Source organism: Labrys wisconsinensis (genome assembly GCF_030814995.1).
In the GTDB taxonomy this organism is placed as follows: Bacteria; Pseudomonadota; Alphaproteobacteria; order Rhizobiales; family Labraceae; genus Labrys; species Labrys wisconsinensis.
The window spans coordinates 274,796-298,605 of the sequence record NZ_JAUSVX010000006.1 but is presented as its reverse complement, the minus strand read 5'-3'; the positions used below and the strand labels follow the sequence as shown (position 1 = coordinate 298,605).

At 70.0% G+C, this 23,810-nt stretch carries 24 protein-coding genes and 1 pseudogene; 14 read left to right on the top strand and 11 right to left on the bottom strand.

Translation table 11 applies throughout. The features are described from left to right. Positions 1-2: 2 nt before the first annotated feature. From QO011_RS18245 to QO011_RS18210, 8 genes and pseudogenes are all read right to left on the bottom strand, one after another. Positions 3-1,379, bottom strand: a complete 1,377-nt coding sequence (locus tag QO011_RS18245; RefSeq protein ID WP_307274774.1) for an aspartate ammonia-lyase — start codon at positions 1,377-1,379, stop codon at positions 3-5. Then, complete coding sequence (locus QO011_RS18240; protein ID WP_307274772.1) at positions 1,376-2,164, bottom strand: 2-keto-4-pentenoate hydratase; 789 nt, start codon at positions 2,162-2,164, stop codon at positions 1,376-1,378. Before QO011_RS18240 ends, QO011_RS18245 begins: the two co-directional genes overlap by 4 nt. Continuing rightward, complete coding sequence (locus tag QO011_RS18235) at positions 2,161-3,237, bottom strand: Ldh family oxidoreductase (protein WP_307274770.1); 1,077 nt, start codon at positions 3,235-3,237, stop codon at positions 2,161-2,163. Before QO011_RS18235 ends, QO011_RS18240 begins: the two co-directional genes overlap by 4 nt. Further along, positions 3,234-3,899, bottom strand: a complete 666-nt coding sequence (ehuD, locus tag QO011_RS18230; protein ID WP_307274768.1) for an ectoine/hydroxyectoine ABC transporter permease subunit EhuD — start codon at positions 3,897-3,899, stop codon at positions 3,234-3,236. Before ehuD ends, QO011_RS18235 begins: the two co-directional genes overlap by 4 nt. Then, positions 3,896-4,549, bottom strand: a pseudogene (gene ehuC / locus QO011_RS18225) (ectoine/hydroxyectoine ABC transporter permease subunit EhuC); the annotation flags it as partial. The pseudogene ehuC and the gene ehuD, both read right to left, overlap by 4 nt. Before the next feature lie 81 nt (positions 4,550-4,630). Beyond that, complete coding sequence (gene ehuB, locus QO011_RS18220) at positions 4,631-5,488, bottom strand: ectoine/hydroxyectoine ABC transporter substrate-binding protein EhuB (RefSeq protein WP_307274763.1); 858 nt, start codon at positions 5,486-5,488, stop codon at positions 4,631-4,633. Between the two features lie 28 nt (positions 5,489-5,516). Beyond that, positions 5,517-6,311, bottom strand: a complete 795-nt coding sequence (gene ehuA / locus QO011_RS18215) for an ectoine/hydroxyectoine ABC transporter ATP-binding protein EhuA (RefSeq protein WP_307274762.1) — start codon at positions 6,309-6,311, stop codon at positions 5,517-5,519. 212 nt (positions 6,312-6,523) lie between these two features. Next, positions 6,524-7,450, bottom strand: a complete 927-nt coding sequence (locus tag QO011_RS18210; RefSeq protein WP_307274760.1) for a LysR family transcriptional regulator — start codon at positions 7,448-7,450, stop codon at positions 6,524-6,526. 240 nt (positions 7,451-7,690) lie between these two features. Here QO011_RS18210 and QO011_RS18205 point away from each other — a divergent pair, with 240 nt between their 5' ends. The 4 genes from QO011_RS18205 (at position 7,691) to QO011_RS18190 (ending at position 11,347) form a co-directional block, all read left to right on the top strand. Then, positions 7,691-8,854 carry a M24 family metallopeptidase gene (locus tag QO011_RS18205; RefSeq protein WP_307274759.1) on the top strand — a complete coding sequence of 388 codons (1,164 nt, stop codon included), beginning with the start codon at positions 7,691-7,693 and terminating at the stop codon, positions 8,852-8,854. Between the two features lie 6 nt (positions 8,855-8,860). Continuing rightward, positions 8,861-10,114 carry a Zn-dependent hydrolase gene (locus tag QO011_RS18200; RefSeq protein WP_307274758.1) on the top strand — a complete coding sequence of 418 codons (1,254 nt, stop codon included), beginning with the start codon at positions 8,861-8,863 and terminating at the stop codon, positions 10,112-10,114. Between the two features lie 81 nt (positions 10,115-10,195). Further along, on the top strand, positions 10,196-11,011 hold the full coding sequence (locus QO011_RS18195; RefSeq protein ID WP_307274756.1) for a maleate cis-trans isomerase family protein: 816 nt from the start codon (positions 10,196-10,198) through the stop codon (positions 11,009-11,011). Between the two features lie 18 nt (positions 11,012-11,029). After that, positions 11,030-11,347 (top strand): type II toxin-antitoxin system VapB family antitoxin, encoded by a 318-nt coding sequence (locus QO011_RS18190; RefSeq protein ID WP_307274754.1) that lies wholly within the window; start codon positions 11,030-11,032, stop codon positions 11,345-11,347. 95 nt (positions 11,348-11,442) lie between these two features. On the opposite strand, the gene QO011_RS18185 is transcribed toward QO011_RS18190, so the two are convergent. Then, positions 11,443-11,913, bottom strand: coding sequence for an Lrp/AsnC family transcriptional regulator (locus QO011_RS18185; protein ID WP_307274752.1), 471 nt, complete (start codon positions 11,911-11,913; stop codon positions 11,443-11,445). A gap of 188 nt (positions 11,914-12,101) precedes the next feature. On the opposite strand from QO011_RS18185, the gene ald reads away from it, so the two are divergent. From ald to QO011_RS18165, 4 genes are all read left to right on the top strand, one after another. Then, entirely contained in the window at positions 12,102-13,220 is a 1,119-nt protein-coding gene (gene ald, locus QO011_RS18180) for an alanine dehydrogenase (protein ID WP_307274750.1), read from the top strand. A 127-nt stretch (positions 13,221-13,347) separates the two neighbouring features. Continuing rightward, the gene (locus tag QO011_RS18175) at positions 13,348-14,595 is read left to right on the top strand and encodes a DUF2325 domain-containing protein (RefSeq protein ID WP_307274747.1); all 1,248 of its coding nucleotides are present in this window, start codon (positions 13,348-13,350) and stop codon (positions 14,593-14,595) included. Between the two features lie 17 nt (positions 14,596-14,612). Then, positions 14,613-15,413, top strand: coding sequence for a substrate-binding domain-containing protein (locus QO011_RS18170; RefSeq protein WP_307274745.1), 801 nt, complete (start codon positions 14,613-14,615; stop codon positions 15,411-15,413). 9 nt (positions 15,414-15,422) lie between these two features. Next, positions 15,423-15,983, top strand: coding sequence for a DUF2478 domain-containing protein (locus QO011_RS18165; RefSeq protein WP_307274744.1), 561 nt, complete (start codon positions 15,423-15,425; stop codon positions 15,981-15,983). 10 nt (positions 15,984-15,993) lie between these two features. Here QO011_RS18165 and QO011_RS18160 read toward each other — a convergent pair whose 3' ends face one another. Continuing rightward, positions 15,994-16,197 carry a heavy-metal-associated domain-containing protein gene (locus QO011_RS18160; RefSeq protein WP_307274742.1) on the bottom strand — a complete coding sequence of 68 codons (204 nt, stop codon included), beginning with the start codon at positions 16,195-16,197 and terminating at the stop codon, positions 15,994-15,996. Between the two features lie 469 nt (positions 16,198-16,666). Between QO011_RS18160 and QO011_RS18155 the strand changes: the two genes are divergently transcribed. The 6 genes from QO011_RS18155 (at position 16,667) to QO011_RS18130 (ending at position 23,399) form a co-directional block, all read left to right on the top strand. After that, positions 16,667-19,156, top strand: coding sequence for a heavy metal translocating P-type ATPase (locus QO011_RS18155; RefSeq protein ID WP_307274740.1), 2,490 nt, complete (start codon positions 16,667-16,669; stop codon positions 19,154-19,156). Between the two features lie 24 nt (positions 19,157-19,180). Next, complete coding sequence (cueR, locus tag QO011_RS18150) at positions 19,181-19,627, top strand: Cu(I)-responsive transcriptional regulator (protein WP_307274739.1); 447 nt, start codon at positions 19,181-19,183, stop codon at positions 19,625-19,627. Positions 19,628-19,675: 48 nt separating this feature from the next. Further along, positions 19,676-20,320, top strand: coding sequence for a DedA family protein (locus QO011_RS18145; RefSeq protein ID WP_307274738.1), 645 nt, complete (start codon positions 19,676-19,678; stop codon positions 20,318-20,320). 116 nt (positions 20,321-20,436) lie between these two features. Then, on the top strand, positions 20,437-21,354 hold the full coding sequence (locus tag QO011_RS18140) for a LysR family transcriptional regulator (RefSeq protein WP_307274736.1): 918 nt from the start codon (positions 20,437-20,439) through the stop codon (positions 21,352-21,354). 252 nt (positions 21,355-21,606) lie between these two features. Beyond that, the gene (locus QO011_RS18135; protein WP_307274734.1) at positions 21,607-22,812 is read left to right on the top strand and encodes an NAD-dependent formate dehydrogenase; all 1,206 of its coding nucleotides are present in this window, start codon (positions 21,607-21,609) and stop codon (positions 22,810-22,812) included. A 56-nt stretch (positions 22,813-22,868) separates the two neighbouring features. Continuing rightward, positions 22,869-23,399 (top strand): HPP family protein, encoded by a 531-nt coding sequence (locus QO011_RS18130; RefSeq protein ID WP_307274732.1) that lies wholly within the window; start codon positions 22,869-22,871, stop codon positions 23,397-23,399. A 105-nt stretch (positions 23,400-23,504) separates the two neighbouring features. On the opposite strand, the gene QO011_RS18125 is transcribed toward QO011_RS18130, so the two are convergent. Beyond that, a complete protein-coding gene (locus QO011_RS18125) occupies positions 23,505-23,795 on the bottom strand; it encodes a HigA family addiction module antitoxin (RefSeq protein WP_307274731.1) in 291 nt (96 codons plus the stop codon). Between the last annotated feature and the right edge of the window lie 15 nt (positions 23,796-23,810).

The window sequence follows — 23,810 nt, the reverse complement described above, 5'->3', positions numbered from 1 at the left end:
CGTCACCGCGACGGGACGCCGAGCTCGGCGGCCGCGAGGTCCTCGATGGTCCTGCCCTCCGCGAGGGCTCGCTTGGCGAGCTCGGCGGCCTTCTCATAGCCGATCAGCGGAACGAGAGAGGTCGCCGACGACAGGCTGCGGTTCAGGTGCTCGTCGCACTTGGCGCCGTCCACCTCGATTCCCTCGACGCACAGGCGGGAGAAGGCGCGCATGGTGGACGAGAGCAGCGCCAGGCCCTGGTGCAGATCATGGACGATCAGGGGCTCCATGGCGTTGAGCTGCAGCTGGCCGGCTTCCGCCGCGAGGGTGACCGCGAGGTCGTTGCCGATAACCTGGAAGCAGACCTGGCTGACGACCTCCGGCAGCACGGGATTGACCTTGCCCGGCATCATGGAGGAGCCCGGCTGCAGCGCCGGCAGCCGGATCTCGCCCAGCCCGCCGCGAGGACCGCTGCCGAGCAACCGCAGATCGTTGGCGATCTTCGAGAGCTTGACCGCGGTTCGCTTCAGCATCCCGGAGAACAGGACGAAGGCGCCCATGTCCCAGCTGGCTTCGATCAGGTTCTCGGCCGCCCGCATCTCGAAACCGCTGAGCTTCGACAGCGCCGCAATCGCGATCCCGGCATAGGCAGGGGGTGCGTTGAGGCCGGTTCCGATCGCGGTGCCGCCGAGATTGATCTCCAGGAAGAGCCGCGCGATCTCTGCGCTTCGCGCCACGTCCTCCTGCAGCGCGGTTGCGAACGCACCGAACTCCTGTCCGACGGTCATGGCCACGGCATCCTGGAGCTGGGTGCGGCCGAGCTTGCGCACGCCCTGGAACAGCGCGGCCTTCGCGCGGAACGCCTGCGCCAGCCCGGACAGATCGGCAGCGAACCGCTCGTGGGCGAAGAGCAGGGAGAGGCGGGCGGCGGTGGGGTAGACGTCGTTGGTGGATTGCGAGCGATTGACGTGATCGTGCGGACTGACGATGTCGTAGGAGCCGCGCGGCGCGCCGAGCCGGTCGAGCGCCAGATTGGCGATCACCTCGTTCATGTTCATGTTGGTCGACGTGCCGGCGCCGCCCTGGAAGACGTCGACGACGAAGGCTTCGTGATGGGCCCCGGCGATGACGGCGTCGCAGGCGGCGATGATGGCCGCCCCCACCCTCTCGTCCAGCAGCCCGAGGCGCAGATTGGCGGTCGCGGCGGCGCGCTTCACCATGGCGAGAGCGCGGATGAGATCGGGATGCTGGCGGATCGGCAAGCCGGAGATCGCAAAGTTGCCGACCGCCCGCCGGGTCTGAATGCCGACGAGACTGTCCGCCGGCAGCTCCAGCGCACCGAGCGCATCGGTCTCGATGCGCGACCCGAGATCGGGGTTCGTGGACTCCATCGCGTTCACCGGAACGACGCCGTGACCTGCCCGAGCGGGCCGAAGCGGGCAACGGCCGTCTGGCCGGGGCCGACCGGCTGCATGAGCGTGGCGGTGCCGGTGTTGTGGACATGTCCGGCGCGCAGTCCGTATCCGCGCCGCCGCTGCGCGTTGGCGAGCCAGACCAGGGCATGGATGGGATTTCCCATCACGTTCGCGCCCGTGCCGGATTGAACCGTCCGGCCGTCGACGAGAAGCTCGACCGCGACACGGGAGAGATCGTGCGCCGGCCAGGGCGTCGAGGGCCCGCAGACGAGCGCGCCATCGACGCCGTTGTCGGCGATGATCGAGCAGGGCGGCTGGCTCTGCCAGTCCTCCAGATGGCCGGCGACGACCTCGATGGCCGGACGCACGGCGGCGACGGCGGCCTCGACCTCCGCCTGCGAATAAGGTTCCGGCCGCGCCGGCAGGTCCCGTCCCAGCACGAACGCGAACTCGCACTCGATCACGATCGGCGGAAACGCAGCGGTGTCGACGATCGCCGCGTCCGGGAACACCAGGTGCCTGAAGACGCGGGCGCAATAGGGCTCGCTCAGGCCGAGCTGGCGCTGGATCGCCTCGTTGGTGCAGCCGCAGAACCACCCGCCCGTCTCCCACCCCAGCCGGGCCGCGAGCCGGTCCTGGATGGCATAGGCCTCCTCGACCGTGCCCGGCCGCACGTCCGGCGGCAAGGCGACGGTGCGGTGATCGTGCCGCGCCGAGGCGAGGATCATGGCGGCGCGCTCGATGGCGCCGTCGCTCAAGGCATGGCTCATGCTGTCTCTCCCGGCGGGAAGGCGCCCGGCGGCGCGACGCCGTATCTGCGCGCGAACGGTTCGACGTTGTGCCAGCTCGCCGAGAGGATCCGCACGCCCTCCCGGCGTGACCGGCGGCGGGCGCGGGCGGCTCGCTCCCCCGGGATGCGGATCCCCTCCGATCCCGGCGCGCTGCGGGACTTGCGGATGACGTCGAGATACCAGTCCGTCCGGTCGCGAAAGGTGGCGGCGTCGCCGAACGCGGCCGGGTCGATCGCCAGGATGAGATGGCCCTGGGAGCGCGTCTCGCCGGATTGGCCCTGCCAGCCGGCGAGCTCCGGCCCGACGCCGCTGCCGGTGAGCGGACCGCTGAGCAGGCCGATGCAGAGGGCGAGGCCGAAGCCCTTGTGCCCGGCGAGCGGGCTGATCGCCCCCAGCCGCACCGCTGCGGCATCGGTCGTCGGCCGGCCGTCCGGGCCGATGCCGGATCCCTCGGGCAAGGGCGTGCCGTCATAGGCTGCCTGCCGGACGCGCGAGCTGGCGAGCGCGCTCGTCGCCATGTCGAAGACGAAGGGCTCCCCGCCCGCGCGCGGAAAGGCCATTGCCAGCGGATTGGTGCTCAGCAGCTTTTCCATGCCGCCCGGCGGGTGCACGAGCGGCGGGCCCGAGGTGAAGACCATGCCGACCTTGCCGGCGCGCGCGATGCGCTCGGCATAGAAGGCCAGCATGAAGATGTCGGTCGAGTTGCGGATCGCGACGGTGGCGGTGCCGCTGGCGCTCGCCAGGCGCACCGCGAGATCGGCGCCGGCGATGGCCGCGGACTGTCCGAACCCGCGACGACCGTCGATGAGCGCGGTGGCCGCGCTTTCCCGGACGATCTCGGGCCTGGCGGCTCCGTCGATCAGGCCCCGCTCCAGGCTCTTCAACGTGTAGGGGAGATAGTCGAAGCCCTGGACTCCCACGCCGCGCAGATCGGCATCCACGTGCACGTCCGCCGCATCGGCGGCGCTCTCCGCGGAGGCCCCCGCGCCCATGAGCAGGGCGATCATGAACGCCCGCAGGTCCTCGACGCAGACGACGATCGTGCCGGTCATGCCGCGAGCCTCGCAAGGCCGGAGCGCCGCTCGACCAGGCGGACGAGGACGGCCGCCACCAGGCTCAGGATGAGGTAGAGCACGGCGACGATGGTGAGCGGCTCGAGGTAGCGGTAGCTGGAGTTTCCGATGTTGCGTCCCATGCTCATCATCTCGGGGACGGCAATGATGGAGAGCAAGGCAGAATCCTTGAACATCAGGATCACGTAATTGCCGATGGCGGGGATCATGGGCGGGATCGCCTGCGGCAGGATGATCTTCAGCCAGGTCTGGACCCGGCCATAGTTCAAGGCGACGCAGGCTTCCCATTGGCCGCGCGGCACGCTTTCGATGCCGGCGCGATAGACTTCGGAGAGATAGGCGCCGGTGTGCAGGCCGAGCGCCAGCACGCCGCACAGGAGAGCCGGGAGGCTCACCCCGAGGGACGGCAGGGCGAAATAGATGAGGTAGAGCTGCACCAGCAGGGGCGTGCGGCGGATGAATTCCGACATGCCGCGCGCGCCGCGCCGCAGCCAGCCCGAGGTCGAGCGCGCCGCCAGGGCGAAGGCAAGGCCGATCGCGAGGGCGAGCATCGACCCGAGCACGGTGGCCAGCACGGTGAGGCGCAGGCCCAGCATGATCTGCGGAATGCTTTCGAGGGCGAAGGACCAGTCCCAGCTCATGCGGGCCTCGCGAAGAGGTCCTGGCCGCGCGCAGCGCGCCGCTCGACGCGGCGCACGACCCAGGCGATGACCGACGACAGGAGGAAGTAGCCGACGAGGATGACCATCAGGGTCACGAAAGTGCTTCCGGTCTGCTGGCGCACGGCCAGGGCGTTGTAGGTCAGGTCGGACATGGTGATGAGGGACGTCAGCGGCGTGAGCTTGAGGAGGTCGATCAGCAGATTGCCTCCCGGCGGCAGCATGGCGACGAGCGCCTGCGGGAAGATCACGTGCCGAAACCTCTGGAAGGGCGTGAAGTTGAGCGCGAGCGTCGCCTCGGTCTGCCCCCGCGGCACGCACTGGATCGCCCCGCGCACGACTTCCGAGCCGTAGCTGCCGACATTGGCGCCGAGCACGCAGACCGAGGCCACGAACGGGCTGAGGCTGATGCCGACGAACGGCAGGGCGAAGAAGGCCCAGAAGAGCTGGACGTAGCAGGACGTCCCGCGAAACAGCTCGACGAAGAGCGTCGGCAGCAGGCGCACGGAGAGGCGCTTCGATGTACGGGCGATGCCGGTCACCAGCGCGATGAGGATCGCGATCAGCGAAGCGGCGAGGGTTATCTTGATGGTGACCCAGGCCCCGCTCAGGGCCATTGCGATGTAGAGGGGCAGCTGGTCCATGGCACATCTCCCGCCGAATCTGTCGAGGCGCGACGCCCGTGGCGTCGCGCTGGCGTGCGGTGGGGATGGTCAGTTCTTGGCCTGGCAGATCTCGTCGCGGGACGCACCAATGGCGAGCGCGGCGTTGAAGCCGTAGGGCTCGACGATCTTGGCGAACTCGCCGCTCTTCTTCAGCTCGGCGAGTGCGGCATCATAGGCATCGCGAAGCTCGCGGTCTTCGCGGTTGAAGGCAGTGGCGGCGCAGCTGATCGGTTCTCCCTTGATCGGGGCCACCACCTCGAGGCCGGCGTCGCCGATCTTGTCGAGCGTGGCGGAGAGGGTGAGGTCCGGCCAGGCCACGACGTCGACGCGCCCGGCCTGCAGCATGGAGATCGCGTTGAAGGCGTCCGTCGCGATGATGAGCCGGTCGTTCGGCACGCCGAGGTCGAGGGCCCGCTTCTGCTCGGCACAGCCGCCGCAGACCGCGACGCGGACGTCGGACTTCACCAGGTCCTGATAGGTGGTGAGGGCGTGCGGATTGCCCTTGCGCACCGCGAAGCCTTCCGTGGTGCACAGGTCCGGCTCGGAGAAGCGGATCGCGGCGCAGCGCTGGGGCTTGATGATCAGGCCGGTCGAGACGATGTCGAAGCGCCGGGCCTGCAGGCCGGGGATGAGGGCGCCCCAGTCGACGACGTCGGCCGAGACCTTCCCGACCTTCAGCTTGGCGAAGACCGCGCGGGCGACGTCGACCGCCGCGCCGCTCGGCTCGCCGCCGGGCGAAAGGATGGTGTAAGGCGGCTCCTGCGCCAGGCCGATCGTCACGGTGCCGGCCTTCTGGAGGCGATCGAGCGCCTCATCCGCCTGGGCGGGCAAGGCGAGGCAGGCGGTTGCGGTGAGGACGATGGCGGCCTTCCCAGCCGCTCGACAGATCCGACGAGCTTTCGACATTTTTCCCTCTGGTTCTGGAATGGTTTTTTCAGTTCAACCGATGCCCGGCTGCGATGATCTTCTTGAGAAAGAGCCGGGTTCTCTCTTCCCTCGGCTCGGAGAATATTTCGTCGGGCTTTCCTTCTTCGACGATGCGGCCGCCGTCCAGGAAGAGGATGCGGTCCGATATTTCCCGAGCGAAGCTCATTTCGTGGGTGACGAGCAGGCATGTCATCGCGCTGCCGTGGGCGATCTCGCGCAGGACGGCGAGGACCTCTTCGACCAGCTCCGGATCGAGCGCCGAGGTCGGCTCGTCGAAGAGCAGGATCTCCGGCTTCATCGCCAGGGCGCGGGCAATGGCGACACGCTGCTTCTGGCCCCCGGAGAGCTGCGAGGGATAGTTGGCGCCCTTGTCCGCAAGCCCGACGAGACGCAGCAGGCCCTGCGCCCGTTCCTCGGCCTCCTCGCGCGAGAGGCCCAGCACGATCCGCGGCGGCTGGGCGACGTTCTCCAGCGCGCTCATGTGCGGGAACAGATTGAAGTGCTGGAAGACCATCCCGATCCGGCGCCGCATGTGATGGAGATGGCGCTCCGAGGCCGGGACCAGGCCGCTTTTCCCGCTCATGTGCCAGAGAGGCTCGCCGTCGACCCAGACCGTGCCGTTCTGGATGGCTTCGAGGGTCATGAGGATGCGGAGTATGGTGGTCTTTCCCGACCCGCTGGGGCCGATCAAGGCGATCTTCTCACCGTGCGTTACTTGCAGATTCAAGTCCTTGAGGACCGCGAGGGCGCCATAGAGCTTCGACACGTCGCGAAATTCTATGGAAGGTCTCTCCTCTGGCATTGGTCGCATCTCCGCCCCGTCGCCAGAACACTTTCACGGGCGGCAGACTTGAGAAAATAAGGTTCATTCAATCCATGTTTTAGGATTCATCAAAGTGAGGGCTATTCCCCGAGCCGCGGGCGATGACGAGGTCTGCCGCCGGCCTGCAGCAGGCACGTGGGCGCCGGAGCGCGACGAGGCTGGGCCGCGGCGGGTCGATCCGATCTTGGATCTCACCCCGTCATTGTCTGCGCCGATCCCGTCCCGGCGATCGTCTCATCCAGGATCGACAGGAAGACATTGATCGCCGCCGGAGACTTGGCCGACGTCGACGTGATGAGCATGTGGCGTGAATCATATTCGAAATCGTCGGAAGGTACCCGGCTCAGCTTGCCGCGATCGACCCATTCCCGTGCGACGTGATCGGGAAGCAGGCCGAGATATCCTCCGGACAGCAGCAGGATCAGCATGGCCTCCATGCTGAACACCGTGGCGGATGCCCGTGCCCGCGGGAAGCGGCTGAGATCGAACTGCTCGGTGTAGGCGCGAAGCACGAAATCGTGCTCGGTGATCTCGTGCGCCGGAACGCTGCTTTCGCCGAGGCCGAACAGGGGATGGCCGACGCCGCAGAACAGCTGGTGCCGCTCGCGCAGCACCGGGCGAAAGTCGAGCCCGTTGATCGTGCGGATGAAGGGGACGATGCCGGCATGGAGATGCCCTCCCAGGACCGCGCGCTCGATGTCGGCGCGCGGCGCGACGGCGAGCTCGATATGGACGTCGTTGTCCAGCTCGTTGAACCGGCGGATGACCGTGACCAGCGGGAAATTCGGATGGGTGGACAGGCAATCCACCATGCCGAGATGGAGCTTTCCCGCCAGGCGCTTCCTCAATTCGGCCATGCGGCCCGTGAAGTCGTCGAGCGATCCGAGGATGCGCCGGATCTCGTCATAGGCCACCTTGCCCCGCTCGGTGAGGCTGAAGCCGTGCCGCCCCCGTTCGCACAGGCGAAAGCCGATCCGCTTCTCCAGGTCGGACATGTGCAGGCTGATGGTCGAGCTGCTGATGTTCAGCGTCGATTGGGCGGCGGTGTACCCGCCGCCCTCCGCCACCGCGACGAACACCCTCAGCAGGCGCAGATCGATGTCCATCAGCCGCCGCATCGAGCGTCCTCACTTTGAAAAAGCAACAGGTGAGATCGAGCAGAATACAATTTTTCCCAAAATACAACGTCGCTAGCGTCATCGGGCCAGCACTTGCCGGCGACTGCTCAAAGACAGTCATCCAAGGAATAGAAGATGGCCATCGAACGTGATCGCGACATAATCGATATCGACAGACACACCAGCCACGTGACGTTTCAGAAGTCGTCGCGGCGAACGGAGGATGGCTTCGACCTTCCGATGCTTCTGCACGACCGTCTCGCGTTCTCGCCGGAGGAATATGTGCGCCGCTATGACGCCATCCAGGCGGCGATGGCGGAACAGGGGCTGGATGCGCTGCTGATCCGCGGCCCGGAGAACATCACCTATTTCAGCGGTTACGAGACGCCCGGCTATTACCGCTATCACTGCGTCGTCGTCCCGCGGAACGGCGAGCCGGTCTTCCTGGTTCGCGACTTCGAGTGGATCAACTCGCCCGAATTCGCCTGGAGCACCAAGCTCGCCAAGGTCTACGACTGGGACCACGCCCCGAGCGTCACGGCGAACGTGCTGGCGCAGCTCGGCCTCGCGGCCGGCAAGCGCATCGGCGTCGAGAAGAAGGCGTTCTTCTACACCGTCGACGAGCACGAGACGCTCGCGCGCAGCCTCCCGGAGAACGCGTTCGTGGACGCGAGCGAGATCCTGTGGAACGCACGGATGATCAAGTCGGCCGAGGAGGTCGCCGTGATGCGGCGCTCGGCGGCGATCGTCGACAAGGCGACGCTCGCGGGCTACGAGGCGTCCCGCCCTGGCGTGACGGCGGACCATGTCAACGCCGTCGTCAACAAGACCATCTTCGAGGAGGGCGGCGAATATATGGGCCTGCCGCCCTTCGTGCTGGCGGGAGCCCGGAGCAGCCTGCCCCACCAGACCGGTGGCGGCGATGCGCTGGCGGCGAACGATCTCGTGTATTTCGAGATCTCGGCCTCGCAACGGCGCTACGCCGCAGCCCTGATGCGCACGATCTTCGTGGGCAAGCCGAAGGACGAGTGGGTCAGGGCGGCCGAAGCCTGCATCGGCGCCGTCGACGCGGCGCTGGCGTTCATCCGTCCGGGCGTCACCTCGCACGATGCCGACAGCGCGGCCCGGCGGGAGACGACCAAGGCCGGCTTCGCCGAATACCACCGCAACCGCCTCGGCTACAGCATCGGCGTGAACTACCCGCCGGACTGGGGCGAAGGCGAGATCATTTCCCTGCAGCAGAACGAGCCGCGCGTGCTCCAGCCGGGCATGACCTTCCATATGCCGCCTCTGTGCCTGAAATACCGCGAGTACGGCATCGGCTTCTCGGAGACGATCGTGGTGACCGAGACCGGCTGCGAGCGGCTGTCCGCCCTGCCGCGCGACATCGTGATCAAGGGCTGAACGATCTTGCGCTCGGCCAAGATCAACTGCGAGCGCCTGCTCGACGACCTGAGCAAGCTCGCGTCGTTCGGTGCCCTCCCGGCGGGGGGCATCGACCGGCCGGCCTTCTCGGCGGCGCACGCCCAAGCCAGCGAATGGCTGGTCGCCAGGATGACGCATGCGGGCCTGCGGGCCCGCGTCGACGATGCCGGCAACGTCATCGGCCGGCTCGGCCCGGACGAATGGCCGGCGCTGGTCTGCGGATCGCATATCGACACCGTGCCCGGCGGCGGCGCCTTCGACGGCAGCCTGGGCGTCATCGCCGCCCTCGAATGTGCGCGGGTCCTGGTCGAGACCGGCGCCGATATCGGCAAGGCGCTGGAGGTCGTGGCGTTCTGCGACGAGGAGGGCGCCTATCTCAGCATGCTCGGCTCCCGTGCGATGACGGGCGGGCTGAGCGCGGAGGAAGCCGGGACGGCCAAGGGCCGGGACGGCGAGCCCCTGGCCGGCGCCATGCAGCGTGTCGGCCTCTCCATGGCCAATCTGGCCAGGGCGGAACGGCGGCCCCGTGCCTTCGACAGCTATCTCGAGCTGCACATCGAGCAGGGGCCCGTCCTCGAGGCCAAGGGCCTCGATGTCGGCATCGTCGGATCGATCATCGGCGTCGACATCGCCGAATATGTGCTGAAGGGCCAGTCCCGCCATGCCGGAACCACGCCCATGGACGAGCGGCGGGATGCCGGACGCGCGGCGTGCGAGGCGATCACGGCGGTGTTCGCCGCGCAGGAGCAGCGGGGCGCGCCGGAGAGCCGGCTCACCTTCGGCGCTCTCGAATTCGTGCCCGGCGCCAGCAACGTCGTGCCGGGAGGCGCGCGCGCCGTCAGCGAGGTGCGCGCGGCCCGCGCGCAGGATATGAGACAGTTGCGGGCCGCGGTGGACAGCGCGTTCGATCTTGCCGCGGCTCGTCACGCTCTCACCCTCGAGAAGCGGCATCTCGGGGCGGACAAACCGAGCCACATGGCGCCCGACATGATCGACCTCATCGCCGGCGTCTGCAGCGAGCTGGATTTCAAGTTCACGGTGATGCCCTCCGGCGCCAGCCACGATGCGTCGAACTTCGCGGAGCTGGTGCCGACCGGCATGATCTTCGTGGCGAGCCGGGGCGGCGTCAGCCATCACCCCGAGGAATTCAGCGAGCCCCGCGCCGTGGTCAACGGCGCCGCGGTCCTGCTGGAAACGATCAAGCGGGTGATCGCGGCGCGATGGAAGGACGGGCCGTGACGACCGTGCCCGGCCTGCGGGCCGGGACGGATCGTTGCGGACGGCACGGGCAGCGACCGATCGAGGGAGCCGGCGAGCGACATGGCCGATAACCACGCTGAATGGACGCGATTCCGGGCCAGCTTCGACGCGGGCGTCGGCGATGGCCTGTCGATCGGCGTCATCGCGCTCGCCGAGGACCGGGCGAGCGTCTGGGACCTCGGCCGTTTCCTGTCGGACCTGCCCGGTGTCGGCATCTTCTCCACCCGGCTCGCCATGGCCGCCGAGGTGACGCCGGAGACGCTCGCGGCCATGCGCCATCATCTCGGCGACGCCGCCTCGACGCTGCTGCCGAGCTCGCGGCTCGATGCCGTCGCCTTCAGCTGCACCTCGGGCACGGTCGCCATCGGCGTGGCCGAGGTCCACGCTGCCATCGCCTCCGGCCGGCCGGGCGTGCCGATCAGCACGCCGATCGAGGCGGGCGTTCAGGCGCTGCGGGCGTTCAACGCGTCCAGGATCGCCCTGCTGACCCCCTACCGGCCGCCGACGGCCGCCCTCGTCGACCGCTTCTTCCAGGAGCAGGGCATCGGCGTGCGGGCCCGCACCACCTTCGATCTCTCGGGCGACCTCGACATGAACCGCGTTTCGGCGCGAAGCCTGCTCGAGGCCGGCCAATCCTGCGTCGAGGATGCGGGCGACGTCGACGCCCTGTTCGTCTCCTGCACGGGCCTTCGGACATCGCCGGTCGTCGAGGCACTCGAGCAGCGACTGCAGATTCCCGTGATCTCCAGCAATCAGGCCCTCGCCTGGCACTGCCTGCGCCTGTCCGGCAACGTGAGTCCGCTCGACGGCCATGGCTCCCTGTTCCGCCTCTCCGCTGCTCATGGTCCGTCCACCGGCTCCGGCAGCGCGCGATAGAGGACGTCGCGGCGACGCATGGTCCGCCCGGCCGGAGGCGACGCGCGAGTTCAACCTATCGCTTGCGAAACCGGAAGGCTGGTCTCGCTGGCCTGGAGCCTCGCGATGCCGTTTCGTAGTCGCGATCCCGAGACGGAGCGCCTCGCACGGGAGCCGGCACGCAGCGCCGGCATGGGCCTGACCGAAGCCGTGCGCACCGCGCTCCGCCACGAGCTTCAGCGCGCGGTCCCGCTTCGGGAGCGCGTGCGGCCGATCCAGGCGGACTTCGCGGCGCTTCCCGATACGGGCCTGACGGCCGACAAGGCCTTCCATGATGCCCTCTCCGGAGAAGAATGATGGTCGTCGATGCCTCGGCGCTCGTCCGCGGTTGAGGAGTCCGCCCTGAGCGCCGCCCGCTCTCACGATGCGGCAAGCGCCCCGTCGCCTGCCCGTCACACCGGCAGCGCCGTGGTCTTCTTGACCGTGCGCAGCGCCAGGGTCGACTGGACGCGCACCACGCCGGGAAGCTGGGTGAGCACGTCGGTGTGGATGCGCTCGAAATCGGCGGCGTCGGCATAGACGACGCGCACCATGTAGTCGGCGGCGCCGGCGAGCAGGCAGCACTCCGACACTTCGGGATGGCGCTGGATCGCCGCTTCGAAGGCGTCGAGCGCGGCGCGGCCCTGCTGGTCGAGGGTGACCAGCACGAAGGCGACGCCGGGCAGGCCTGCTGCCTTCTCGTCGAGCAGCATGACGTAGCGGGCGATCAGGCCGCGCTCCTCCAGGAGCTTCACCCGGCGCAGGCAGGCCGAGGGCGACAGGTTGACCCGCTCGGCGAGGTCGACATTGGTCAGCCGCCCGTCCTCCTGCAGGAGGCGCAGGATGGCGCGGTCGCGGTCGTCGAGGGAGGGTTGCGGGATCATCGCTCCAGCCCATAAGGCGGCAATGGCATAATATTCGATCCTTGCTCGATATGATTGCACAGAATGCCAACGGCGGGCGAGATCCGCAACAGGATCGACGGGAAATTGCGCGTCTTCGGGGCTATCATGCGGAACATCGGAAGCGGCCGGCAAGGCCGCTCGTGCCACCCCATCGAGAGGACAGAGCCATGCTCATCGGCGTGCCGAAGGAGATCAAGGACAACGAATTCCGCGTCGGCCTCATCCCGTCGTCGGTGCAGGAGCTGGTGCACCACGGCCACCGGGTGCTGGTGCAGGCGGGCGCCGGCCTCGGCGCCGGGCTCACCGACGCCGACTACGCCAATGCCGGCGCGACCATCGTCGAGGGCGCCGACGGCATCTTCGCCGACGCCGAGATGATCGTGAAGGTGAAGGAGCCGCTGGCGGCCGAGCGCAAGAAGCTGAACAAGGGCCAGATCCTGTTCACCTATCTGCACCTGGCGCCCGACGCGGCGCAGACCCACGACCTCGTCGAGTCCGGCGCCGTCTGCATCGCCTACGAGACCGTGACCTCCGCCAGCGGCGCCCTGCCCCTGCTCACCCCGATGTCGGAAGTCGCCGGGCGCCTCGCCCCGCAGGTCGGCGCCCACAGCCTGGAGAAGGCGCAGGGCGGACGCGGCGTGCTGCTCGGCGGCGTGCCCGGCGTGCCGGCGGCCGAGGTGGTCGTGCTCGGCGGCGGCGTCTCCGGCACGCATGCGGCGACCATCGCCGTGGGCATGGGTGCCAAGGTGACGGTGGTGGACCGCTCGGCCGAGGCGCTGAAGCGCCTCGCCACCCAGTTCGGCACCTCGATCTCCACCGTGTTCTCGACCCGCTCGGCCATCGAGGAGCTGGTCAAGCGCGCCGACCTCCTGATCGGCACCGTGCTGGTGCCGGGCGCGGCGGCGCCCAAGCTGGTCAGCCACGCCATGGTGCGCACGATGAAGACGGGCTCGGTGATCGTCGACGTCGCCATCGACCAGGGCGGCTGCGTCGAGACCTCGAAGGCCACCACTCATTCGCATCCCACCTATGTGGTCGACGGCGTGGTGCATTACTGCGTCGCCAACATGCCCGGCGCCGTGGCGCGCACCTCCACCTTCGCCCTCAACAACGTCACGCTGCCCTTCGCCGTGGCGCTGGCCGACAAGGGCTGGCGCAAGGCCCTCGGCCAGGACGCGCATCTGCGTAACGGCCTCAATGTCTGCGAGGGCCGGGTGACCTGCCAGCCGGTCGCCGAGGCGCATGGCCTGCCGTTCGTGAAGCCGGAAGCCGCCATCGGCATGTGAGCTTCGGCTGCCCCCACGACCTTCAGCAAGCCCCCGCCACCGGCGGGGGCTTTTTCGTTGCGGCCTTGTCCCCCGCGTCGATGCGCGCTAGCGTTATATTTATTCGAATATAACGCGCGAGCACGACATGCCGGGCCTCTCGATCCTGGACCGCTCCAGCCCCCGCAGCGACGTCGCGGCGCCGGTCCTGCCCTGGACCGCCCCGCCGCTCGTCGCCACCGATGCCGAGGGCAAGCGCCGCTGCAGGATCTGGGACATCGCCGCCAACCTGCACTGCTCGATCGTCGGCACCTGCCTCACCGCCGCGGAGCTGCGCCAGGTGTTCGTCCGCCTCGGCCAGGCCGATGCCAGGACCGCGACCGATCATGCCCTGCACGGGCGCGGCGTCACCGCCGCCGGCCGGCACGACCTCGCCGGCAAGATGCTGCACAAGGCGCTGGACAAGCGCCATGACGCGGCAATCCGGCGCTTCGCCAAGGCTGGAACGGTGGACGCGGTGCGGGCGCTCTGGCGCCAGGCGCTCGATCAGGGCGAGATCCCCGGCGCCTATTGGGCCGTGCTCACCCACCCCGCCACCGACCGGGCGCTGGTGCAGGAGGTGTTCGGCGAGGTGCACATGCTCTCGCACATGATCGGCTCGTCCAACCGGCTCGACCTCGCGCGCCTCAGTCGGCTGGAGCGCGAGATCGGCGAACGCGACGAGAAGATCGCCCGGCAGGAGCAGCGCCTCCAGGCCGCCGCCGAGGCGCGCGAAGCGCTGCTGCGCAAGGTCGAGAGCCTGGAAGCCGAGCTCGGCCGGCGCGAGATGCAGGCGCCGCCCCCGGCCGCAGACGCCGGGGCGGCCGCCGCGACCCATCAGCGGCTCGAGACGGAACGAGCCCGCGCCGCCACCCTGGCCGCCCGCCTGCAGGCCGCCGAGGCCCAGGCTGGGGAGGCCGAACGGCACGCCGCCGCGCTCGAAGCCCGCGAGGCCGGGCTGCAGGCGGAGATCGCGGCGCTGGAAGCCCTGCTCCCCGCCGCCGAGGCGACGGCGGGCGCCGTCGCGGACCTCGACGGCCGCACGCTGCTCTATGTCGGCGGCCGCCCCCGGGTGGTCGACCAGATGCAGGCGCTCGTCGCCGCGCGCGGCGGGGCGCTGCTCGCCCATGACGGCGGCATGGAGGACAATGCCGCGCTGCTGCCCGGGCTGGTCGCCCGCGCGCAGGCCGCCTTCTTTCCCGTGGACTGCATCAGCCACACCGCCGCCGGCCAGGTGAAGAAGGTCTGCCGCGAGGCCGGCAAGCCGTTCGTGCCGCTGCGCAGCGCCAGCCTCGCCAGCTTCCTCGCCGCCCTCGCCGGCGGCGGCGCGCTGTCGCAGACGCTGCAGGCCCTCTGACGCACGAGCACCACGCCATGACCCGCCTTCTCGCCGGCCTGCTGCTTCTCGTCTTCACCGCCCAGGCGCGCGCCGAGGACGTGGTGCTCTACGGCGCCGGCAGCCTCACCGATGCCCTCACGGCGATCGCCGCCGACTACGGCGCCAGGACCGGCGTCCATGTCAGCACCGCCTTCGGCCCTTCCGGCCTGATGCGCGACAAGATCGAGGCCGGCGACAAGGTCGATCTCTTCGCCTCGGCCGACATAGGCCACGCCCTGAAGCTGCGCCGCGACGGGCGGGCCGCCGCCGTGGTGATGTTCACGCGCAACCGCCTCTGCGCCTTCGCCACGCCCGAGGCCGGGCTGACGGCGGCCAACTTCGCCGAGCGCCTGGCCGATCCGGCGGTGAAGCTCGGCACCTCGACCCCCAAGGCCGATCCCGGCGGCGACTATACCTGGGCGATGTTCCGCCTGATCGACAAGGCGCGCCCCGGCGCTTTCGCGACGCTCGACGCCAAGGCGCAGAGGATCGTCGGCGGCAGCGCCGCGCCCGATCCGGCCAACCCCAACCCGATCGCCGCCGCCTTCGCCAAGGGCACGATCAATGTGATGATGGGCTATTGCAGCGGGGCCGAGCAGCGGCGCAAGGACACGCCCGGCATCGCGGCGATCCCGGTGCCCGACGCCTATGCCACCGGCCCCGAATACGGCCTGGCGATCACGGCGCTGGACAGGCCGGCCGCGGTCGGGCTCGCCCTGGCGATCCTCTCGCCCGAGGGCCAGGCGACGCTGGCGCGCTTTGGCTTCGCGGCGATCGGCCTGCCGGCACAGCCCTGAGGCGCTGTCATGACCGGGGGTCCGCGATTTCACGGCGAATGCGACGTGGCCGCCATGGTCTACGCCCCTGGCGATGCGCCTGACCCGCTGCTGCAGGCCTTCGTCCGCGGGCTGCTCGGCCTCGGCTACGACGCCGTCGGCGTGGTGCAGCAGCGGGCGCCGGCCCGATCCGGCTTCGACGGCTCGGTCGACCTCCGCCTGATCCCCGACGACGACCGCCGTCCCGACCGGGAGCCGGCCGCGGCTTGCGGCACGGCCCTGCAGGGCATCGGCGTCCGGCTCATCGAGGCGCTGAAGCGGCAGCCCGATCTCGTCGCGCTCAACCGCTGGGGATCGCAGGAAGCAGCCGGGGCCGGGCTCACCGACGTCCTGGCCGAGGCGATCGAGCGCGACATTCCCGTGGTGATCGCCGTGCCCGAGGCGTTGTTTCCCGACTGGCTGGCGACGACGCAGGGCCTCGCGGTGCGGCTGCAGCCGCGGCGCGAGAGCCTGGAGCGCTGGTGGCGCTCGCTGGGGCGTCCGCCCTCGGGCGCCGGCGCGGCCCCGACCTTCTGCGAACGCTTCAAGTGACGCGCCGGCTTCAGGCGGCCAGCGCCTCGGTCTCGTAGCCGGCGGAGCGGATCGCCTCGCGAACTGCGGCCGGCTCGGCCCGCGTCTCGACCGTGACGGTCTGCGCGCCGACGTCGATGGCCAGCCGCGCCGCGGGATCGACGCTCCTGACCGCCTTCTCGATGGTGGCCGCGCAATGGCCGCAGCTCATCTCCGGAACCTTCAGCTTCAGCATCTGTCTTCTCCTCGAACGCTGTCGAGCGAGTCGTAGGCCTTCCAACGGTTGGAAGGTCAAGGGCTTTCGGCAGCGACGCGGCTCGCGGGCACAGCTTGTCTATACAACCATAGACAAACCTATGCAGCCATGACGGGCGGGCCGATGAGACTCCAGCCACGACGAAGGAGCGCGCGCGACGGACACACCAACCGCGACCGTCATGGGCGGACTTGATCCGCCCATCCCGACGAAATCGTTCGATTTCGTAGCGAACACAAGGAGCCGAGAGAAGAGCGCCGGCCGTGATGGGGGGATATTGCCACTGTCGCGTTCGCGTGGATGGACGGGACGAGCCCGTCCATGACGTCGAGGATCCCGTGCGATGACGGCAACCCGCCCGCCGCACCGTCCGCAAGTCGGCCCTTGACCTTCCCATGATGGGAAGCCCTACCTATCTCTGCAGTCGAACCGAACGGGATCCTGCGCCATGACCACAGCCCTTGCGACAGACCGCCCGCGGACCGCTCCGGCGGCGCCGCCGCTGCAGATCGCCATCGAGGGCATGACCTGCGCCTCCTGCGTGCGCCGTGTCGAGAAGGCGCTCGCCGCCGCGCCAGGCGTCGCCTCGGCCTCGGTCAACCTGGCGACCGGGCGTGCCGATGTCAGCTTCGCCGGCCCGGCGGACGTGCCCGCCGCGGTGGCGGCGATCGAGAGTGCCGGCTATGCCGCCCGCGAGGAGACGGCCGAGCTTACCGTCGAGGGCATGAGCTGCGCCTCGTGCGTCGGCCGCATCGAGAAGGCGTTGAAGGGCGTGCCGGGGGTGACGGCGGCGAGCGCCAACCTCGCCACGGGCCGGGCCAGCGTGCGCTTCGTCGCCGGCGCCGTGCCGCCCGGCGCCCTGGAGCGCGCCGTCGCGGCGGCGGGCTACGCCGCGCGCCGCCCCGCCGCCCAGGACGAGCCGGACCGGGAGCAGCAGGCGCGTGCCGCCGAGCTCAACGGGCTGGAGCGCAGCCTCGTGCTCGCCGCCGTGCTGACGCTGCCGATCTTCGCCGTCGAGATGAGCGCCCACCTCGTCCCGGCCTTCCACCACTGGCTGGCCATGACCGCCGGCCCCTGGAACTGGTATGCGCAGCTGGTGCTGAGCACGATCGTGCTGTTCGGGCCGGGCCTGCGCTTCTTCCGCGCCGGCATTCCGGCGCTGCTGCGCGGCGCGCCCGACATGAACGCCCTGGTCGCCATCGGCGCCGGCGCGGCCTGGGCCTTCTCGCTGGTGGCGACGCTGGCACCCGGCGCCCTGCCCGCCGGCACGGCGAATGTCTACTACGAGGCGGCGGCGGTGATCGTCACGCTGATCCTGCTCGGCCGCACGCTCGAGGCCCGCGCCAAGGGGCGGACGAGCGAGGCGATCCGCAAGCTGGCCGGCCTGAGGCCCCGGACCGCCCGGGTGCAGCGCGACGGGCAGAGCCTGGAGCTGCCGATCGGCGAGGTCGCGGTCGGCGACCTCGTGCTGGTGCGCCCGGGCGAGACGATCGCGGTCGACGGCGAGGTGGTCGAAGGTGCCTCCACCGTCGACGAGGCGATGCTCACCGGCGAGCCCCTGCCGGTGGCGAAGAGCATCGGCGCCGCCGTGGTGGGCGGCACGCTCAACCGGACCGGCAGCTTCACCTTCCGCGCCACCGGGGTAGGCGCCGAGACGGTGCTGGCCCGGATCATCCGCATGGTCGAGACGGCGCAGGGCGCCAAGCTGCCGATCCAGGCGCTGGTCGACAAGGTGACGATGTGGTTCGTGCCGGCGGTGATCGCCGCCGCGGCGCTGACCTTCGCTACCTGGCTCGCCTTCGGGCCGAGCCCGGCGCTGAGCTTCGCCCTGGTCAATGCGGTCGCGGTGCTGATCATCGCCTGCCCCTGCGCCATGGGCCTGGCGACGCCGACCTCGATCATGGTGGCGACAGGCCGGGCGGCGGCCATGGGCGTGCTCCTGCGCAAGGGCGACGCGCTGCAGACGCTGCGCGAAGCCGGTATCGTCGCCTTCGACAAGACCGGCACGCTGACGGCGGGCCGCCCGGAGCTGACCGATCTCGTCGCCGCCGAAGGCTTTGCCGAGGACGCGGTGCTCGGCCTCGCCGCCGCGGTGGAAGCGCGTTCCGAGCACCCCCTGGCCGAGGCGATCCTGCGGGCGGCGGCACGGCGCGGCGCCGCGGCCGCATCCGTGGATCAATTCGAGGCCGTGCCGGGCCACGGCGCCGCCGGCCTCGTCGACGGGCGGCGGGTGGCGGTCGGCGCCGACCGCTATATGCGGCGGCTCGGCATCGACGTCGCGCCCTTCGCCGCCGAGGCCGCCCGGCTCGGCGGCGATGGCAAGTCGCCGCTCTACGTGGCCGTCGACGGCCGCCTCGCCGCCATCCTCGCCGTCGCCGACCCGATCAAGCCCGGCGCGCCGACGGCGATCGCGGCGCTGCGGGCGCTCGGCCTGGAGGTCGCGATGGTCACGGGCGACAATCGCCGCACCGCCGAGGCGATCGCCCGCCGGCTCGGCATCGGCACGGTCGAGGCCGAGGTGCTGCCCGAGGGCAAGGTCGAGGCGGTGCGCCGGCTCGCGGCCGGCGGTCGGCGCGTCGCCTTCGTCGGCGACGGCATCAACGACGCCCCGGCGCTGGCTGCCGCCGATGTCGGCATCGCCATCGGCACCGGCACCGACATCGCCATCGAGAGCGCCGATGTCGTGCTGATGTCCGGGGAGCTCGCCGGCGTCGCCAACGCCGTCGCCCTGTCGCACGCCGCCATGCGCAACATCCACCAGAACCTGTTCTGGGCCTTCGCCTACAACGCGGCGCTGATCCCGGTGGCGGCCGGCGTGCTCTATCCCGTCGACGGCATGCTGCTCTCGCCGATGCTGGCAGCCGGCGCGATGGCGCTGTCGAGCGTGTTCGTCGTCGCCAATGCGCTGCGGCTGAACCGCTTCCGCGCGACGGCCTGAGAGCGAGCGGGAGGGAAGACGGTCATGAACATCGGCGAAGCGGCGAAGGCCTCCGGCGTCTCGGCCAAGATGATCCGCTACTACGAGTCGATCGGGCTGATGCCGGGCGCCGCCCGCACCGCGGCGGGATACCGGGTCTATGCGGACAGCGACGTGCACACGCTGCGCTTCATCCGACGCGCCCGCGACCTCGGCTTCTCCGTCGAGCAGATGGCGGAGCTCCTGAAGCTGTGGAGCGACCGCTCGCGGGCCAGCGCCGATGTCAAGCGCATCGCCCTGGCGCATGTCGGCGAGCTGGAGGCCAAGATGCGGGCGCTGCAGGAGATGGCGCGGACGCTGCGCCATCTCGCCGCCCATTGCCACGGCGACGGCCGGCCGCATTGCCCGATCCTCGAAGACCTGTCCCAGGGACACGAGCCGGCACCGCCGCCCGCCCGGCGCGCTCGCCGGGCTGCCGCCGGCATGGCATGATGCCGTGAGGGCGGCCCGTCGGCCGTCCGGCAAATCCGCAGGATCGGCATGGACGTCCTGTCGCCCGGCTCCATCGTCGACCTGATCCCCGCCTACGGGCTCTGGCTCCTGTTCGCCGTGGTGATGCTGGAGAGCATGGGCGTGCCCATGCCGGGCGAGACGGCCCTGGTGGGGGCCGCGATCTTCGCGGGGACGACCCATCGCCTCGGCATCGGCTCCGTCGTGGCCGTGGCGGCTGCGGCAGCGATCGTCGGCGACAATCTGGGCTATGCCATCGGGCGCCTCGTCGGGGTGCGCCTGCTCGTGCGCTACGGCCACCACCTCCATCTCACCGAGGCGCGGCTCAGGATCGGGCAATATCTGTTCCGGCGCCACGGCGGCAAGATCGTGTTCTTCGGCCGCTTCGTCGCCTTCCTGCGGGCCTTCGCTGCGGTGCTGGCGGGCGCCAACCGGATGCCTTGGCCGCATTTCCTGCTGATGAACGCGCTGGGAGGCCTCGCCTGGGCCAGCCTGTTCGGGGGTGGCGCCTATCTCTTCGGTGAAACGGTGAAGCGGGTGGCCGGCCCGGTCGGCCTGGCGCTCCTCGCCGCCGCCGCCATCGCCGTCGTCGCCGGCTCGATGTTCTTCCGCCGGCACGAGGCCGAGCTCGAGCGCCGGGCCGCCGAAGCGATTCCCGGGCCGCTGGCGGGATAGGCATCGGCTTCGATGGGACGCGGCGCGGGAGCGAGCGGGCGGATGCGCCGTCCCATGAAAGATGCTATGCGCTATATTCTAAAGGGAATAGCGATCGGCCCGACCGTCGGCTCTGCATGCTCATCCGCCACCTCTCCTATTTCGTCACCCTGGCGCGCGAGCGTCACTTCGCCAAGGCGGCCTTGGCCTGCAACGTCGCCCAGCCGACCCTGTCGGCCGCGATCCGCAAGCTGGAGGAGGACCTGGATGCCCGGCTCGTGGTCCGCGATCATCGCTTCGTCGGGCTCACCGCCGAGGGCGAGAAGGTGCTCGCCTGGGGCCGGCAAATCCTCACCGACTACGACAACCTGCGCGACGACCTCACCGGCGCGCGCCAGGGCCTGACCGGCGTCCTCCGTCTCGGGGTCATCCCGGCGGCGATGCCGTCGGTGGCCTTCCTGACGGCGCGCTTCTGCGCGGCACATCCGGGCGCGACGGTGGACATCCGCTCGATGACCTCGCGCGCCATCCAGCAGGGCCTCGACGCCTTCGAGCTCGACGGCGGCCTGACCTATCTGGAGAACGAGCCGCTGGAGCGCGTCCGCCGCGTGCCGCTGTACCGCGAGCGCTACGTCTTCGTCGCGCGCCGCGACCACCCGCTGGCGGGACGGGTCACGCTCGGCTGGCGCGAGGCGGCGGCACAGCCGCTCTGCCTGCTCAGCGAGGACATGCAGAACCGCCGCATCATCGACAAGGTGGCGCGGTCGGTCGGCGTCCGGATCCGCCCGGCGGTGGTCAGCAACTCCTTCCTCGGCATCGGCTCGCACCTGCGCCTGGGCACCTGGACCAGCATCGTGCCGCACACGTTCTTCCACGTCTTCGGCGGCGCCCCGGACCTCACCGCCGTCCGCCTGATCGATCCCGTCCACAGCCAGTCGATCGGCCTCGTCCTCTCCGATCGCCACCCCCGCTCCCCCATGGCGGATGCGCTGATGGCCGCGGCGCTGACCGCCGACATCGAGGCCGCCTTCACCGCGGCCCGCGTCGGCGCCTGATCGACGCCGGCTATCAGCTCTTCCAAGACTTTCATTGGATTTCGCCCTCGGGAGACGACAAGCTGCATCCGTTCGATGAGGCAAGGCGGATCCGAAGATTCCGCAGGCTCATCGGGCGGGGAACATCCAGGGCCGATCGTCCATCAGGGCAGCCTCGAAGCATCGTGCCGCATCGGCGCGACCGCGGACCTTTGCTGCGCGCAGAGCCGTCGACGTTCCTCCTTTCACAGCTCAGAGAAGGACGGAGAGGACATGGCGAAGGTCGTTTGTGTTCTGTACGACGATCCGGTCGACGGCTATCCGAAGACCTATGCGCGCGATGATCTGCCGAGGATCGAGCGCTATCCCGACGGCCAGACCCTGCCGACGCCCAGGGGACTCGACTTCCAGCCCGGCGCGCTGCTCGGCAGCGTCTCCGGCGAGCTCGGCCTGCGCCAATATCTGGAGGCCAACGGTCACACGCTGGTGGTGACGTCGAGCAAGGACGGGCCGGATTCGGTGCTCGAACGGGAACTGCACGACGCCGAGGTGGTGATCTCGCAGCCGTTCTGGCCGGCCTACCTCACCGCCGAGCGCATCGCCAGGGCACCGAAGCTGAAGCTGGCGCTGACCGCCGGCATCGGTTCCGACCATGTCGACCTGCAGGCCGCCATCGACCGCGGCATCACCGTCGCCGAGGTGACGTTCTGCAACTCGATCAGCGTCTCCGAGCACGTGGTGATGATGATCCTCGGGCTGGTGCGCAACTACATCCCCTCCTACCAATGGGTGGTGAAGGGCGGCTGGAACATCGCCGATTGCGTCGCCCGCTCCTACGACGTCGAGGGCATGCATGTCGGGACGGTCGCCGCCGGCCGCATCGGCCTCGCCGTCCTGCGCCGGCTGAAGCCCTTCGACATGCACCTGCATTATTTCGACCGGCATCGCCTGCCGGAGGCAGTGGAGAAGGAGCTGAACCTCACCTGGCACCCGACGGTGGAGGACATGGTCGAGGTCTGCGACGTCGTCACCATCAATTGCCCGCTGCACCCGGAGACCGAGAACCTGTTCGACGCCGGGATGCTCGCCAGGATGAAGCGCGGCGCCTATCTCGTGAACACGGCGCGCGGCAAGATCTGCGACCGCACCGCCGTGGCCAAGGCGCTGGAGGACGGCCAGCTCGCCGGCTATGCCGGCGACGTCTGGTTCCCGCAGCCGCCGCCGGCCGACCATCCCTGGCGCAGCATGCCGCATCACGGCATGACGCCGCACATCTCCGGCACCTCGCTCTCGGCGCAGGCGCGCTATGCCGCCGGGACCCGCGAGATCCTGGAATGCTGGTTCGAGGGCCGGCCGATCCGGGACGAATACCTGATCGTCGACGGCGGCAAGCTCGCCGGCGTCGGCGCGCGCTCCTACAGCGCCGGCAACGCCACCGGGGGCTCGGAGGAGGCGGCGAAGTTCAAGAAGGCGGTCTGACGCCCGGAGGCCGGCACCGACGGCGCCGGCCTCGCGCCCCGGAAAGGAATGTCATCATGACCTCGGACGAGGGCGCCGGCTCCGCCGCCCGCCCGTTCGCCGCGCGCCTCGGCCTGGCGGTCTCGCGCCGGGCCCTGGCCAACGCCGCCCTCGCCGGCACCGGCGGCTTCCTGGCCGTCACCCTGCTGGCGGCGACGACGCAGGCTTCGGGCATCCTCCTCCTGATCGCCCCGTTCGGCGCGAGCTCCGTCCTGGTGTTCGCCCTGCCGCAGAGCCCGCTGGCGCAACCGCGCAACGTCATCGGCGGGCATCTGGTCTCGACCGCGGTGGGCCTTGCCGCCTTCGCCCTGCTCGGGGCGACGCCGCTCGCCTTCGGCCTCGGCGTCGGGCTCGCCATCGCCGCGATGCTGCTGAGCGGCACCACCCATCCACCCGCGGGCGCGGATCCGATCGTGGTCGTTCTGGCCGGCGCCTCCTGGCCGTTCCTGTTCGTGCCGGTGCTCGCGGGCGCCGCAGCCATCGTCGCCCTCGGCATCGCCTTCCACCGGCTGGCGACGGGACACCGCTACCCCGTCGGGCCGTCATAGCCCCCGCTTGGGTCAGGCGGAGAGTGCAGAACTCACGACGGGGGCGGCGCCACCCACCTCGATACCGCCCGCCGTGGTGGAACCCATTGGCGGCGCGAGACGGCCTCAGGCGACCTTGGGGACGAGCCGCGTCACGACGATCTCGGCTTCGCGTTGGCGGACTTGCGCGAGGTCGAATGCCGTCTGCATCCGCAGCCAAGCGGCCGCCGTACCGCCGATCGCCTTTTCGAGCCGCAGGGCCATATCTGGACTGACGGCGCTGTCGCCCTTGATGACCTTGTAGAGTTGCTGTCGCGTGACGCCCAATCCCTGCGCCGCCTCGGCAACGGAGAGACCCATGGCCTCCAGCTCGTCCTTGACGAGGCTGCCGGGGTGCGGAGGACTCTTCATCGGCATTGGCGTCCTCCCAAG

Excerpts from the sequence above, each read along its gene's own strand:
- QO011_RS18240 (WP_307274772.1), bottom strand. The coding sequence starts at position 2,164 with ATGAGCCATGCCTTGAGCGACGGCGCCATCGAGCGCGCCGCCATGATC.
- QO011_RS18235 (WP_307274770.1), bottom strand. The coding sequence starts at position 3,237 with ATGACCGGCACGATCGTCGTCTGCGTCGAGGACCTGCGGGCGTTCATG.
- ehuD (WP_307274768.1), bottom strand. The coding sequence starts at position 3,899 with ATGAGCTGGGACTGGTCCTTCGCCCTCGAAAGCATTCCGCAGATCATG.
- ehuB (WP_307274763.1), bottom strand. The coding sequence starts at position 5,488 with ATGTCGAAAGCTCGTCGGATCTGTCGAGCGGCTGGGAAGGCCGCCATC.
- ehuA (WP_307274762.1), bottom strand. The coding sequence starts at position 6,311 with ATGCCAGAGGAGAGACCTTCCATAGAATTTCGCGACGTGTCGAAGCTC.
- QO011_RS18210 (WP_307274760.1), bottom strand. The coding sequence starts at position 7,450 with ATGCGGCGGCTGATGGACATCGATCTGCGCCTGCTGAGGGTGTTCGTC.
- QO011_RS18205 (WP_307274759.1), top strand. The coding sequence starts at position 7,691 with ATGCTTCTGCACGACCGTCTCGCGTTCTCGCCGGAGGAATATGTGCGC.
- QO011_RS18195 (WP_307274756.1), top strand. The coding sequence starts at position 10,196 with ATGGCCGATAACCACGCTGAATGGACGCGATTCCGGGCCAGCTTCGAC.
- QO011_RS18190 (WP_307274754.1), top strand. The coding sequence starts at position 11,030 with ATGGTCCGCCCGGCCGGAGGCGACGCGCGAGTTCAACCTATCGCTTGC.
- QO011_RS18185 (WP_307274752.1), bottom strand. The coding sequence starts at position 11,913 with ATGATCCCGCAACCCTCCCTCGACGACCGCGACCGCGCCATCCTGCGC.
- ald (WP_307274750.1), top strand. The coding sequence starts at position 12,102 with ATGCTCATCGGCGTGCCGAAGGAGATCAAGGACAACGAATTCCGCGTC.
- QO011_RS18175 (WP_307274747.1), top strand. The coding sequence starts at position 13,348 with ATGCCGGGCCTCTCGATCCTGGACCGCTCCAGCCCCCGCAGCGACGTC.
- QO011_RS18170 (WP_307274745.1), top strand. The coding sequence starts at position 14,613 with ATGACCCGCCTTCTCGCCGGCCTGCTGCTTCTCGTCTTCACCGCCCAG.
- QO011_RS18165 (WP_307274744.1), top strand. The coding sequence starts at position 15,423 with ATGACCGGGGGTCCGCGATTTCACGGCGAATGCGACGTGGCCGCCATG.
- QO011_RS18160 (WP_307274742.1), bottom strand. The coding sequence starts at position 16,197 with ATGCTGAAGCTGAAGGTTCCGGAGATGAGCTGCGGCCATTGCGCGGCC.
- QO011_RS18155 (WP_307274740.1), top strand. The coding sequence starts at position 16,667 with ATGACCACAGCCCTTGCGACAGACCGCCCGCGGACCGCTCCGGCGGCG.
- cueR (WP_307274739.1), top strand. The coding sequence starts at position 19,181 with ATGAACATCGGCGAAGCGGCGAAGGCCTCCGGCGTCTCGGCCAAGATG.
- QO011_RS18145 (WP_307274738.1), top strand. The coding sequence starts at position 19,676 with ATGGACGTCCTGTCGCCCGGCTCCATCGTCGACCTGATCCCCGCCTAC.
- QO011_RS18140 (WP_307274736.1), top strand. The coding sequence starts at position 20,437 with ATGCTCATCCGCCACCTCTCCTATTTCGTCACCCTGGCGCGCGAGCGT.
- QO011_RS18135 (WP_307274734.1), top strand. The coding sequence starts at position 21,607 with ATGGCGAAGGTCGTTTGTGTTCTGTACGACGATCCGGTCGACGGCTAT.
- QO011_RS18130 (WP_307274732.1), top strand. The coding sequence starts at position 22,869 with ATGACCTCGGACGAGGGCGCCGGCTCCGCCGCCCGCCCGTTCGCCGCG.
- QO011_RS18125 (WP_307274731.1), bottom strand. The coding sequence starts at position 23,795 with ATGCCGATGAAGAGTCCTCCGCACCCCGGCAGCCTCGTCAAGGACGAG.